Source organism: Rhodopseudomonas palustris HaA2 (assembly GCF_000013365.1).
Lineage (GTDB): Bacteria > Pseudomonadota > Alphaproteobacteria > Rhizobiales > Xanthobacteraceae > Rhodopseudomonas > Rhodopseudomonas palustris_J.
In genome coordinates, this window is record NC_007778.1 from 233,062 (window position 1) to 246,172 (window position 13,111).

Here is a 13,111-nt window from a genome sequence, read left to right on the forward strand (position 1 = left end):
AAATCACTTGTCCGATGATCGAGGTCAGGCCGGATCGGCGTCACAATCGGGTGCCTGGCGCCGTCTGGCGATTCCGTTGCTCGCCGTCAGTGCGGCGGTTGCGTTCACCATCGTGGCGACGCTGCGGTGGGATGCCTGGATCGGCAGCCGTGCGGTGCAGACCACCGACGACGCCTATGTCCGCGCCCAGATCACGCAGTTGAGCAGCCGCGTTGCGGGCGCGGTCAAGACGGTCGCGGTCGACGACTTCCAGCGCGTCAAGGCAGGTGATCTGCTGATCCAGATCGATCCGGCCGATTACATCGCGCAGGTCGAGCAGGCGGAGGCGGCGGTGGCCGGCGCCGAGGCCGCGCTCGACAATCTCGCCAACCAGATCGACCTGCAGAACGCCACGATCGAGCAGGCCGAGGCGCAAAGCGTGTCGGCGCAGGCGCTCGAAGTGGAGGCGCAGCAGGAAGACCAGCGCCAGCAGGCGCTGGTACGGACCGAAGCCGGCACCGTACAGAAATTCCAGCAGGCGGTCGCCGCCTATGCCAAGGCCAAAGCCGATGTCAGAGCCGCCATCGCGGTGGTGGCGGCACAACGCCAGCAAATGGCCGTGCTGGCCGGCACACGACAGCAATTGACCGCCACGTTGCACGGCGCGAAGGCCACCCTCGATGCCGCGAAATTGCGCCTCGGCTACACCAGAATCGTCGCGCCGTTCGACGGCGTCGCCAGCGAGCGGCAGGTGCAGCCCGGCGACTACGTCAACACCGGCAGCAATCTGATCAACGTGGTGCCGCTACCGCGGGTCTACGTCATCGCCAACTACAAGGAGACTCAGCTGCGTCGGGTTCGGCCCGGACAACGCGTGACCATCGTGGCGGACACGTTCTCCGGCCAGACGCTGAAGGGCGAGGTCGAGCGGATTTCGCCGGCCAGCGGTTCGCAATTCGCTCTGCTGCCGCCCGACAATGCCACCGGCAATTTCACCAAGGTGGTGCAGCGGATCCCGGTCCGGATCCAGTTCGCGCCCGGCCAGCCGCTGCTGGAGCGGTTGCTGCCGGGCATGTCGGTCACCACCCGAATCCATGCCGATGACGGTCCGGTCGGAGATCATGTCGACAGCGCACATCGTTGAAAGCGGCCCGGTCTCGACCGGCGGCATCGGTCCGCGGCCGCTGTTCGCGGTCGGCGCGGTGCTGCTGGGCTCGTTCCTGTCGAATTTCGACAGCCGGCTGTTCGCGATCGCGCTGCCGGATCTGCGGGGCGCGCAGTCGCTGAGCTTCGATCAGGGCGCCTGGCTGAGCACCGCCGCCACCGCGTCGCAGATCTTCATTGCGCCGGCGGTCGCCTGGATGGCGACTGCGTTCGGCCTGCGCCGTGTGCTCGGCCTTCCCAGTCTGGCCTATGCGGTCGTGTCGCTGCTGATCCCGCTGGTGCACAGCTATGAGCTGATGATGGCGCTGAGCGTCGTCCACGGTCTTCTGCTCGGCATCTTCGTTCCGGCGACGCTGCTGATCATCTTTCGCAATCTGCCGTTGCGCTGGTGGCTTCCGGCGATTTCGATCTACGCGATCCGCGTCGGCTTCAGCCTGAATTTCGGCATCTCGGTGGTCGGGTTCTATGTCGATCAGATCGGCTGGCAATGGCTGTATTGGCAGGACGCGCTGATCGCGCCGCTGCTCGGCCTGTTCGTCTATCTCGGGACGCCGGCCGAACCGGTGAATGCGCCGCTGGTGAAGCAGGCCGATTGGGGCGGCATGCTGCTGCTGGGCTCCGGCATGGCGCTGATCTTTGCAGGGCTGGATCAGGGCAACCGGCTGGACTGGCTGGGTTCGGGAACAGTGGTGGCTTGCCTCGGCTGCGGCGCCGCGCTGGTCGCAGGCTTCTTCGTCAATGAGCGCGTCGTCGCCCAGCCCTGGGCGCATGCCAATGTGCTGTTCTCGCGCAATATCGGCTTCGCGCTGCTGATCATCCTGCTGTTCTCGCTGACCAGTCTGTCGAACTCGCTGCTCGCGCCGGATTTCCTGGCGAGCGTTGCGGGATTGCGGCCGGAGCAATCGGGGCAATTGTTTCTGGTCTATGCGGTGCTGCCGATGCTGCTGTGGGTGCCGCTGTCGGTCTGGCTGATCCGCCGGATCGATGTCCGGCTGGTGCTGATCGCCGGGCTGGCGGCGTTCTGTGCGGCCGGCCTGCTCGGCACCCGGCTCACCCACGCCTGGGCGCTCGGCGATTTCGTCCCGATGGTGCTGCTGCAATCCTTCGGCCAGGCTTTCACGCTACTGCCGATCGTGATCATCACGCTGTCCAATTCCGATCCGCAGCGCGCCACAGCGTTCGCGGCCTATATTCAGGTCGCCCGGCTCGGTGGCGCCGAACTCAGCGTGTCGCTGATGACGACATGGCTGAGGGTGCGCGAACAATCGTATTCCAACCTGCTGGGGCTGCATGTCGCCAAGGGCGATCCGCTCGTCAGCGGCGTCCTGTCCGACCTCACTCGGCATTTCGACGGCGCCGGCTCGGGCGAGGCGCAGTCGCGGGCGATCACGACACTGGCGCAGATCGTCCAGCGCGAGGCGAATACGCTGTCGTTCATCGATGGGTTCTGGCTCGCGGCCTGGTTCGGCGTCGCCGCGCTGCTGTGTGCGGCCTGCATCCGCGCCGCGCCGCCCGGACCATTCACCCCGAAAGGCGGTTGAGCCACCTGCCGCTCTCACCACCAGAGGAGGTTTCATGTCGAAAGGTTGTACGCATATCGCGGGAATTCGCGACGTCACCCCCAGCGCACTCGGTTGCGAGGAATGCCTGAAGATCGGCAGCATCTGGGTGCATCTGCGGATCTGTCGGACCTGCGGTCATGTCGGGTGTTGCGACGAGTCGCCACACAAGCATGCCACCCGGCATTTTCACGCCACCCAGCATCCAATCATCGAAGGCTACGATCCGCCGGAGGGCTGGGGCTGGTGTTATGTCGACCAAGTGATGTTCGATCTCTCGGACCGGATGACGCCACACAACGGGCCGATCCCGCGCTACTACTGAATCGGCAGGCCGACGGATCGAGATCACGTCGGCCATAGCGCGCATACCCAAGTATAATCCTCGGCTCGGTCCAACTCCACATATGAGAGAAGCAACGTCGCGCTTCTCGGTGCGTCGACGTCGAGTTGGGGAGCGCACTGATGTCGTCACATTCCTTGCAGATCGCCGGCGAACGAGTCTGTGCGCGCCATGCGGCCGGCGTATCTTCCGCGAGTTCGATGGGGCGATGTCAGCAGCCGGACGAGGTCTGGTCCGGGCACTTGCGGAACCGCGAGCGATCGAATTTCGATTTGAAGAAAATGGCCGCGTTGATTCGGGCCCTCACCGCCGAAGGTGGTGCGACGCCCGGAATCGTGAGCGGCTTGCGGCCGCCGGCCGCGAGCGGCGGCGAGACGGTGCTGAATTTCCGCGATCGGAGTGAAGGCCGTCCGGGCCCGGGTGATCCGCCCTGTACGGATGACGACCCATTAGTGATCCGGCTGTCGGAAGCATTGGCGGCCGCCGAGTGCGATTCGTCGGAATTCGCCGACCTCTACGCCGATGCGATCCGCGTCGTCACGGCCGTGCGGAAGCTGAGCATGCAGCCGCCGGCCGCGCTAATCGAGGACCGGAAGCCGACCGGCGGCGCGGTGTTGCCGAAGTGGCGGCTGAAGCTGGTCGCCAATTATGTCTCCGAGCATCTCGCGGAGAAGGTGACGCTGGCCGACATGGCGGCGGCGGCGCGGTTGAGCCGGATGCATTTCGCCGCACTGTTCCTGCGCGCGACCGGGCTGCGGCCTCATGAATATCTGCTGAAGCGGCGCATCGCCGCGGCGCAGGAGCTGCTGCAGACGGGCGATCTGCCGATCGTCCAGGTCGCCATGCAGGTCGGATTCCAGACCCAGGCGCACTTCACCACCGTGTTCAAGAGGATCACGGGCCACACCCCGGCGAAGTGGCGACAGACGATGCGGCCACACGACTGACTCCTCACGCGCTCCCGTGCGGACTTTGGTAGCGCGACGGCATTCCCGGTCCGATCGAATCATACCCGGCACGATGGTCTTCGCGGTCCGGCTGCGAGGTTCACGATCGGATCGAGGTCCGGGACGGCTTCGCCGAGCGGCGCCCGACGACCGCTGTGCGTCGACCGGAAACGAACTGATCGGAGATACACGCGCGCAGACAAGGCCGCAGACGTCCGGCCGGCGTTGGCGCGAACGCGCAGCTTGCTCAGGCGTTCATGCGGGAGCGCGAGATCATGCTCAAACAAGGCTCCACAGCAGGATGATGATTCGAAGATCCGTCATCCCGCTCTAAAGCGGTGGATTTCCCTGCCGGCTCGGCGTTGCATCGGGATGCGTCTCAGGGGCCGCACGGACGCCGAGCTGATCGGCAAGACGAACCAGCTCGGCAACGGATTTCACCTGCATCTTCCGGATCATGTTGCCACGATGAATCTTGACGGTGATTTCGCTGAGCGACAGCCGCCAGGCGATCTGCTTGTTCATCAGCCCGGCTGCGACCAGTGCCATCACCTCGCGTTCACGCGGCGTGAGCTGTTCGTAGCGCAGGCGGATGCTCTCATCGCGATGCGCATCGTTGCGTCGACGCTGGTCGCGGGAAACAGCTTCTGCCACAGCGGCAAGAAGGGCTTCTTCCTCGAACGGTTTGGGTAGAAAATTGACGGCGCCCGCTTTCATCGCGCGCACCGTCTTCGGGATATCGCCGTGTCCGGAGATCAGGATGATTGGGATCGATGCGTCGCTCGTGACCAATTCCTGCTGGAATTCAAGTCCGTCGGCTTCCCCGAGCTGAATATCGAGAATCAGACAGGAAGCGGCATCGACCGCGTCCGAGGCGAGAAAATCCAGCGGCCCAGCGAATGTCTTCACCGCATAACCGATCGACCGTAGCAGGCTGCTGAGCGAACTACGGACATCCTCATCGTCGTCGACAACGCAGATCAGCGGCGATTGCGAGAGGTTCGGAGATTTGCTCATGACTTTGGACCTGATCGGTCGGACGGGACGCGGCGATGCCGTGCGGCCCGCAGGATCGCCTCGACGTCGTGCAGAAGGATTTCCGGATCGACCGGTTTATCGACGAAGCCGGCGGCGCCGAGGTCGCTGGCCTCGGCGCGTGCCTCCGGGGTGGAGTAGGCCGTCATCATGATCACCGGGATATTGACGCCGCGCCGCAGGAGCTCGCGGTGCAGTCCGAGCCCGTCCATTCCGGGCATGTGCAGATCCGTAATGAGGCAATCGGTGTCGGGGAGCGAGGGCGAGGCCAGGAAGGTCTCGGCCGCGGCGAAGCCCTCGACATGCAGCCCGACCGAACGAAAGAAGCTCGAGATGCTCTCACGAACGTCTTCGTCGTCGTCCACAATGGTGATGGTGGATAGGTGCAGCAACGTCGTCTCCCACCGGGATAGCCTTGTCCGGCTGTCTCGATGGTATGACGAATCCGCCGGCCGCTGCCCATCATATCAAGATATGAGACGACGCGCGCCCGCCGCTTCGGCCGAAGCCTTGCGCGGCAGGGTGAAGGCAACGGTGGCGCCTGGGCCCACGTTGTTGGATGCGGAGATGGAGCCGCCTTGTGCCTCGATGATGGTCTTGCAGATCGATAATCCGAGGCCCATGCCGTCCGGCTTTGTCGAGAAGAACGGATCGAAAATCCGGTGCGGATCCCCAGCGATGCCGGTTCCGGAGTCCCGCACCGCGACGACGATGGCGTCGTCGGCCGTTCCGTCCAGACTGACACGGATTTCGCTGCTGCTACCGGCGCCGCGTGTCGCTTGCAGCGCGTTCATCATCAGATTGACGACGACCTGCTGGACTTGCACGCGGTCACATTCGACCTGAGGCAGCCGTCCATTCTGATCGATCCGGATCGCTGTCCCCGCACTGCGGGTCTCCCGGGCCAGCAGAGCCGCCGCGTCCTGGACCAGAGCGGCAAGATCCACCGGACCGGCCTGTGGGGCCGACTTCCTCGCGAGGGAGCGGACCCTGCCGACGACATCTGCGGCGCGGTTGCCGTTCGAGACGATCTTGTCCAGGCAGTCGGCGACCTCGACCAAATCGGGTTCCGCGCGCGTCAGCCAGCGCTTGCCGGATTTTCCGTAGTTGATGATGGCCGCCAGCGGCTGATTGACTTCGTGCGCGATCGAGGCGGCGAGCTGGCCGAGCACCGAGACGCGGCCGGCATGCGCCAGTTCTACGGAGGTTTGTTCGATCTTGGCCCGGGCTCGGTTGCGCTCGGTCACGTCGAACGCCATCAGCAACACGCGCGACCAATCAACCCCGTCGGGGAGCACCGACAGGCGCAGAACCGCGTCGATGGGTTGGCCGCTCAGCGTCGCGAACCGGGCTTCGGTTTCGACCAGCATTGCGCCGGCGGCCAGTTGCGTAAAAATGGTCTCCAATGCCCACCCGGTGTCCTGCTTCGAACCGCGCAACACTTTGCCCGAAGAGAGATCGGCCGTGGTCTCCGCTTCGAACATCACCAGGGCGGCCGTGTTGGCGTTGTAGATTCTGATCTCATCCGCCGCCTTGTCGAGTAGCTGCGGATAGGCGCGCACCGCCGGTGCAAGCTCCTCACCTGTTCCGGCGGCCAAGACCAGGCGCATCGCGCCGCTGAGGTCGCATTCCAGAGCGGCAAAACCGCCAGAGTTGAAGATGGTGCTGAAGCGATGTTCCGAACGCCGCTGCTCGGCCTGGGCACGGCGACGTTCGGTCAGGTCCGCACTGGTCTCGATGACGCCGATCGGGCGTCCTTCCGGATCGCGTCGTTGCAGCCATCGCGTCGCCAGGACGAGCGGTGTCCCGTCGCGTCGGGTGCGGACGATTTCGCCGGACCAGGCGCCGGTCCGTCGCAGCGACTGATTGATCTCCTCGACCGGCACAATTCCCTGCAGCAGGTCGTCGCATTGCCGGCCGATGGCTTCCCCCCGGGTCCAGCCGTACAGCCGTGCCGCGCCCTCGTTCCAATAGCGCACGACGCCGGATGGATCACGGATCACCACGGTGTCGTGCGAGAGTTCGAGGATCCTCCCCTGCTCGGCGAGGGTGACGCGCGCCGAACGATCGCGCAACGACAGCAGGACGGTGATCAGGATGGCGACCAGACTGACCGCGAAACGCAGCAGGGCGCCGCTGACCAGATCGTTCGCATGTCCCCACAGGAAGGCGGTCGCCGTCAGCACGGCCGAGATGTAGCCGGCCGCGAGGATGAACCGGCGCCCCAGCGGCGCGACCATCAGCACGACACCGGTGTAGAGAACGGCCACCGCGCCGTCGATCGGGCTCAGCGCATCAGCAGCGAAAATCAGCAGCAAGGAAATGAAGGCCGCCAGGATTACGACCTGCCGCCTCCTTTGGTCGATCGTCGTCACTACTTGACCTCACTGGGTTGCCCAGTCAATTTGTGGAGGGCACGCATTCGTTGCGGACCGCCTCCGACGCGAGCAAAGTTAGCTCGCATCATCGTGATGCGCGGTTCGAAACCAAGTTATACGTAGGTTTGCGTGGGCGAAGCCGATTTTCGGGCGCAATGCGGTCCGGTTGGGTTGCTTGTCCCAAGCGATCAATCTGCTCGCGACATCACGTCGCGGAACATTCCGACTACATGGCCGCCGCGTCGGCCTCCGCCGAACGCGGAAGGGAAAACTGAAAGCGTGCCCCGTGCGGCTTGATCGATCTCGCCCATAGCCGCCCTCCATGCGCTTCCACGATCGATCGGCTAATCGACAGTCCCATGCCCATGCCCTGGGGCTTGGTCGTCACCAGCGCTTCGAACAGCTGCTCGATGCGGCCTTCGTGGAAACCGAGGCCGTTGTCCTCGAGGGTGACGACAATACTGTCGGCGTCACCCGACGCGGTGGTCACCGTCAGCAGCCGGCGGCCCTCGATCGCGGCCATGGACTCGATCGCGTCCATGGTCAAATTGAGTAGCACCTGCTGCAGCTGTACCTTGTTGCCGATGACGACGCCGGCACCGTCCGCCAGTCTGGTTTCGAGGTGGATCGTATGTTGACGCAATTCGCTCTGAACGATCGAAAGGATTTCCTGGACGACGGCGTTGACGTCGACTGGCAACATCTTCGGCACGGACTTGACCGCCAGGCCGCGGATCGTCTGCACCACCTCTGCGGCGCGTCGGCCGTTCTCGATGACGCGGCGAGCGGCGCTCTCGGCCTCGACGATCGACGGTTGCTCGTTGCCCAGCCAGCGCAGGTACACGTCGGCATTGGTGATGATCGCCGTCAGCGGCTGGTTGATCTCGTGCGCGATCGAAATCACCAGTTCGCCGATTGCAGTCAGGCGAGACATCCGCATCAGCTCGGATTGCGATTTTTGCAACGCCTCGACCAGTGCGTCCTTTTCTTCCAGGAGGGCGTTCTTGAGGGAGATCGCCGCCTGCGACGACAGCAACTTCAGAACCGATAACTTCATCGGCGTGAACACGCCCGTGGCGAGATCGTTCTCGAGGAAGATGATCGCGAGCAACTTGTTGCGCTTCATCAGCGGTAGGCACAGCAGCGAGCGTGACTTCATCCGTGCGATATACGGATCGTCCCCGAACGGGCTGGATTGGGCGTCGTCGACCGTAATCGCTTCACCCGTTCGCGCGGCCAGGTTCACCAGCGAGGTCGGCAGATCGTCTTCGGTGGCGATGTCGTCGCGCAGCTTGACTTGAATGCCGTCGTCGCCGGTGCTCGCCTCGGTGCGGATCGTCAAATCGGCCTGCTGCGGGAGGATCAGCAGGCCGCGCTGCGCGCCAGCATGTTCCAGCACCAGCGTCATCAGCGTTTCCATCAGGCGCGGAACGCCCAGTTCGCTCGAGACCGCCTCAGAGGTTTTTACCACGGCGGCCAGATCGAAACTGTCGGAGAGGCTGAGCGGCACCTGCGTACCTTAAGCCGGCGACACTAGGGGATCGCTACTTGCCGAAGACTGGGGCCAGAGAGGCTCGACGAAACGGGTTGCAGCCTCCGCCCACCTTATGGCACGTTTTGGCCCCGCCCCAGGGGCTACACCCATCGCCTGCAAGCGTGTGAGAAAGCCTCGATTTTCATAGGGTTTTCGTAGCGTCAGAAAACGTGGCGGAGAGGGAGGGATTCGAACCCCCGATAGGCTTGCACCTATGCCGCATTTCGAGTGCGGTGCATTCGACCACTCTGCCACCTCTCCGCGGCGCGAACCGGGCGTTTCGGCCGCGATTGGTCGGCGGTGTTTCTAGGCGAGCCGCGGCTGACAGACAAGGCGCGTCGGCGCAATATCGGTCGTCGAGCCGCAGGCCCTTGGCCTCCATCCCCGCGGGACAGCCTCCGGAACCCTGTTTTCCGGGAAAACCGCAGTATTCCCGTGAACAATCCATGAACCTGCTTTAGACTCCCACCGACCGGACTGCACAAGAGAGTCGCCCGCCATGACCGAGCTGACCATCATTTGCCCGAACTGCGCCACCAGCGTCCCGCTGACGGAATCGCTGGCGGCGCCGCTGCTCAAGGATACGCAGAGCAAATACGAGCGGCTGATCGCGCAGAAGGACAAGGACATCGCCGGCCGCGAGGCCGCGCTGGAGGCGCAGCGGGCCGATCTCGACAACGCGAAAGCCGCCGTCGGCCAGCAGGTCGCCGAGCGGATCGCGGTCGAGCGCACCCGGATCGCCGCCGAGGAAGCCGCCAAAGCGAAGCGGCTCGCGGCCGACGACCTCGACGCCAAGGCGCGGCAACTCGCCGAACTCACCGAGGCGATGCAGCAGAAGGACGTCAAGCTCGCCGAAGCGCAGCGGGCGCAGGCGGCGTTCCTGCAGAAGCAGCGCCAGCTCGAAGACGAGAAGCGCGAGCTCGACCTCACCATCGAAAAGCGCGTGCAGGCGTCGCTGGAGAGCGTGCGCAGCAAGGCCAAACAGGATGCCGAAGAGGGGCTGCGGCTCAAGGTCGCCGAGAAGGAAGAAACCATCGCGACGATGCAGCGGCAGATCGACAAGCTGAAATCCGAGCAGGGCTCGCAGCAATTGCAGGGCGAGGTGATGGAGCTCGAGCTCGAAGCCTCGCTGCGCGCACGCTTCCCGCAGGATTCGATCGAGCCGGTGCCGAAGGGCGAGTTCGGCGGCGACGTGCTGCACCGCGTGGTCAACGCCGCCAATCAGCCCTGCGGCACGATCCTGTGGGAATCCAAGCGCACCAAGAACTGGACCGACGGCTGGCTGACCAAGCTGCGCGACGACCAGCGCAAGGCCAAGGCCGAGCTGGCGCTGATCGTCTCCAACGCGCTGCCGAAGGGCGTGCACAGCTTCGATCACATCGACGGCGTCTGGGTCGCCGAGGCGCGCTGCGCGATCCCGGTCGCGATCGCGCTGCGACAGTCGCTGATCGAGCTCGCCGCCGCGCGCCAGGCCGGCGAAGGCCAGCAGACCAAGACCGAGCTGGTGTATCACTATCTCACCGGGCCGCGGTTCCGGCAGCGGGTCGAGGCGATCGTCGAGAAATTCACCGAGATGCAGTCCGACCTCGACAAGGAACGCCGCTCGATGATGCGGATGTGGGCGAAGCGCGAGGCGCAGATCCGCGGCGTGCTGGAAGCGACCGCCGGGATGTATGGCGACCTGCAGGGCATCGCCGGCAAGGCGCTGGGCGAGATCGACGGCATGGCGCTGCCGATGCTGGAGGATTTCAGCGACGACGAGGCCGATCAGGCGGCGTGAGCGCGGCCTTCTGCGATCGGTGCGCGATCAGTACGACTTCGCCAGCCCCAGCACCTTCTCGGCGATGAAGGAGAGCGCCAGCTGCGGGCTGACCGGCGCGATGCGCGGGATCAGCACTTCGCGCAGATAACGCTCGACGTGATATTCCTTGGCGTAGCCGAAGCCGCCATGCGTCATCACCGCCTGCTCGCAGGCCGAAAAGCCCGCTTCGCCGGCGAGATATTTCGCCGCATTGGCGGCGGCGCCGCACGGCATCCCCTTGTCGTATTGCCACGCCGCCGACATCACCATCAGCCATGCGGCTTCCAGCTCGACCCAGTTCTTCGCCAGGGGATGCTGGATCCCCTGGTTCTGGCCGATCGGGCGATTGAACACGATCCGCGACTTGGCGTAGTCCGACGCCCGCGACAGCGCCAGCTTTCCGAGCCCGACGGCTTCGGCCGCGATCAGGATGCGCTCCGGGTTCATGCCTTCGAGAATGTACTGGAAGCCGCTTCCTTCCTCGCCGATCCGGTCCTCGACCGGGATCTCGTAGTCGGCGAAGAACAATTCGTTGGAGTCGACGATCTTGCGGCCCATCTTGTCGATCTCGTGGATTTCGACCTTGCGGCGATCGAGATCGGTGTAGAACAGGCTGAGCCCGTGGGTCGGCGACTTGACGTCCTCCAGCGGAGTGGTGCGCGCAAGTAGCAAGATTTTATGCGCGACCTGCGCGGTCGAGATCCAGACCTTCTGGCCGTTGACGATGTAGCGATCGCCTTTCCTCACAGCGCGGGTCTTGAGCTGGGTGGTGTTGAGCCCGGTGTTCGGCTCGGTCACCGCGAAGCACGCCTTCTCGCGCCCTTCCACCATCGGCGGCAGCATCCGACGGCGCTGCTCTTCGGTGCCGAACACCACGACCGGGTTGAGCCCGAACACATTGATATGCACCGCCGAGGCGCCCGACATGCCGGCGCCGGATTCGGAGATCGCCCGCATCATGATCGCGGCCTCGGTGATGCCGAGGCCGGAGCCGCCATACGCTTCAGGCACGCAGATGCCGAGCCAGCCGGCGTCCGCCAAAGCTTTGTGGAAGTCGTGCGGGAAGCCACCCTCGCGATCCTTCCGCAACCAATAAGCATCGTCGAAATCGGCGCAGATCTTCGCCACCGCGTCGCGGATGGCTTGCTGCTGATCGGTGAGGGCGAAGTCCATGAGCTGGCTCTTTGTTGATTGGTGTCGGGCGTTTCCCGCGCGCGAGCGTCGCGCGTCGCCGCACCATGCCATTTGCGGCCGCGCAGGCAAGCGCAACCCTGACACGCGCGCCGCGAATTCCGAGCCGCGGCAAATCGCGCGGGATCAGCGATCGAACACGGTGTTGCGCTGGGCGTTGACCAGGATGAAGGTGGTCCGCTTCGGCACCTCCTTGAGATTCTCCGCGCCCATATAGGTCATCGCCGAGCGCAGCCCGCCCGCGATGGTCTCCACCGTCGCCCGCACCTCGCCACGATACGGCACCGCGACGGTCTTGCCTTCCGCTGCGCGATAATCGGCGACGCCGCCGTGATACTTGTTCATCGCGGTTTCGGACGACATGCCGTAGAACGTCATGCTCTTCGGCACCTGCCGGCCGTCCTCCTCGACATATTGCAGCTCGCCGCCGCATTCGGCGTGGCCCGCGAGCATGCCGCCGAGCATCACGAAATCGGCGCCGCCGCCATACGCCTTGGCGATGTCGCCCGGCACGGTGCAGCCGCCGTCGGAGCAGACGTGGCCCTTGAGGCCGTGCGCGGCGTCGGCGCATTCGATCACGGCCGAGAGCTGCGGATAGCCGACGCCGGTGAGATCGCGCGTGGTACACACCGAGCCCGAGCCGATGCCGACGCGGACGATGTCGGCGCCGGCGATCACCAGCGCCTCGGTCATCTCCGCCGTCACCACCGTGCCGGCCATGATGATCGCGTCGGGATTCTCGTCGCGCAGCTTCCCCACCGCCCGGACGAAATTCTCGGTGTAGCCGTTGGCGACGTCGATGTTCAGCATCGGCACCCGGGTCTGCGCCTTGACAGCGGCGAGCCGCTCCCAGTCGGCGGCGCCGGTGCCGACAGTGAGAAACACGTTGGGATTCTCATGGCGATCGAGATACTGAGCGAGCCGCTCCGGATCGTAGAACTTGTGCAGCGCGACCAGCGCCCCGAACGGCCGGAACGCTTCGGCCATCTCGATGGTCCCGACCGTATCCATGTTGGAGGCGATCAGCGGGAAGCCGGTCCACGCCTGGCTGGAATGGCGAAACCGGAAGCTGCGGCTGATATTGGCTTCGAACCGCGACGACAGCACGGAGCGCTTCGGCCGGATCAGAACGTCGCGGAAGTCCAGCTTCGGATTGAGGTCGATATGCACGCGCGGATCC

General features: G+C 64.8%; 11 protein-coding genes and 1 tRNA gene. 5 read left to right on the forward strand and 7 right to left on the reverse strand.

The genetic code is table 11. The features are described 5' to 3' along the window. Positions 1-7 precede the first annotated feature (7 nt). The 4 genes from RPB_RS01035 to RPB_RS23735 all read left to right on the forward strand — a co-directional run bounded on the left by RPB_RS01035 (position 8) and on the right by RPB_RS23735 (position 3,992). Positions 8-1,123, forward strand: coding sequence for an HlyD family secretion protein (locus RPB_RS01035; RefSeq protein WP_011439108.1), 1,116 nt, complete (start codon positions 8-10; stop codon positions 1,121-1,123). Next, the gene (locus tag RPB_RS01040; RefSeq protein WP_011439109.1) at positions 1,101-2,684 is read left to right on the forward strand and encodes an MFS transporter; all 1,584 of its coding nucleotides are present in this window, start codon (positions 1,101-1,103) and stop codon (positions 2,682-2,684) included. The genes RPB_RS01035 and RPB_RS01040 overlap by 23 nt, the downstream gene beginning before the upstream one ends. Before the next feature lie 34 nt (positions 2,685-2,718). Then, positions 2,719-3,027 (forward strand): UBP-type zinc finger domain-containing protein, encoded by a 309-nt coding sequence (locus RPB_RS01045; RefSeq protein WP_011439110.1) that lies wholly within the window; start codon positions 2,719-2,721, stop codon positions 3,025-3,027. A gap of 155 nt (positions 3,028-3,182) precedes the next feature. Continuing rightward, positions 3,183-3,992, forward strand: a complete 810-nt coding sequence (locus RPB_RS23735; RefSeq protein WP_245258290.1) for a helix-turn-helix domain-containing protein — start codon at positions 3,183-3,185, stop codon at positions 3,990-3,992. A gap of 330 nt (positions 3,993-4,322) precedes the next feature. On the opposite strand, the gene RPB_RS01055 is transcribed toward RPB_RS23735, so the two are convergent. From RPB_RS01055 to RPB_RS01075, 5 genes are all read right to left on the reverse strand, one after another. Continuing rightward, on the reverse strand, positions 4,323-5,009 hold the full coding sequence (locus RPB_RS01055; RefSeq protein WP_011439112.1) for a response regulator transcription factor: 687 nt from the start codon (positions 5,007-5,009) through the stop codon (positions 4,323-4,325). Continuing rightward, positions 5,006-5,392 carry a response regulator transcription factor gene (locus RPB_RS01060; RefSeq protein WP_245258291.1) on the reverse strand — a complete coding sequence of 129 codons (387 nt, stop codon included), beginning with the start codon at positions 5,390-5,392 and terminating at the stop codon, positions 5,006-5,008. The genes RPB_RS01055 and RPB_RS01060 overlap by 4 nt, the downstream gene beginning before the upstream one ends. Positions 5,393-5,494: 102 nt before the next feature. Then, on the reverse strand, positions 5,495-7,402 hold the full coding sequence (locus RPB_RS01065; RefSeq protein ID WP_011439114.1) for a PAS domain-containing sensor histidine kinase: 1,908 nt from the start codon (positions 7,400-7,402) through the stop codon (positions 5,495-5,497). Between the two features lie 229 nt (positions 7,403-7,631). After that, positions 7,632-8,915 (reverse strand): GAF domain-containing sensor histidine kinase, encoded by a 1,284-nt coding sequence (locus RPB_RS01070; protein ID WP_011439115.1) that lies wholly within the window; start codon positions 8,913-8,915, stop codon positions 7,632-7,634. 195 nt (positions 8,916-9,110) lie between these two features. Continuing rightward, positions 9,111-9,200: transfer RNA gene (locus tag RPB_RS01075), tRNA-Ser, on the reverse strand. A 238-nt stretch (positions 9,201-9,438) separates the two neighbouring features. Here RPB_RS01075 and RPB_RS01080 point away from each other — a divergent pair. Further along, positions 9,439-10,719, forward strand: a complete 1,281-nt coding sequence (locus RPB_RS01080; RefSeq protein ID WP_011439116.1) for a DUF2130 domain-containing protein — start codon at positions 9,439-9,441, stop codon at positions 10,717-10,719. A 27-nt stretch (positions 10,720-10,746) separates the two neighbouring features. Here the strand turns inward: RPB_RS01080 and RPB_RS01085 are convergent, their stop codons facing one another. Together RPB_RS01085 and RPB_RS01090 are read right to left on the reverse strand one after the other, a co-directional pair. Next, positions 10,747-11,913: an acyl-CoA dehydrogenase family protein gene (locus RPB_RS01085; RefSeq protein WP_011439117.1), complete on the reverse strand. Its 1,167-nt coding sequence runs from the start codon at positions 11,911-11,913 to the stop codon at positions 10,747-10,749. Positions 11,914-12,057: 144 nt separating this feature from the next. Further along, the gene (locus RPB_RS01090; RefSeq protein ID WP_011439118.1) at positions 12,058-13,101 is read right to left on the reverse strand and encodes a GMP reductase; all 1,044 of its coding nucleotides are present in this window, start codon (positions 13,099-13,101) and stop codon (positions 12,058-12,060) included. Between the last annotated feature and the right edge of the window lie 10 nt (positions 13,102-13,111).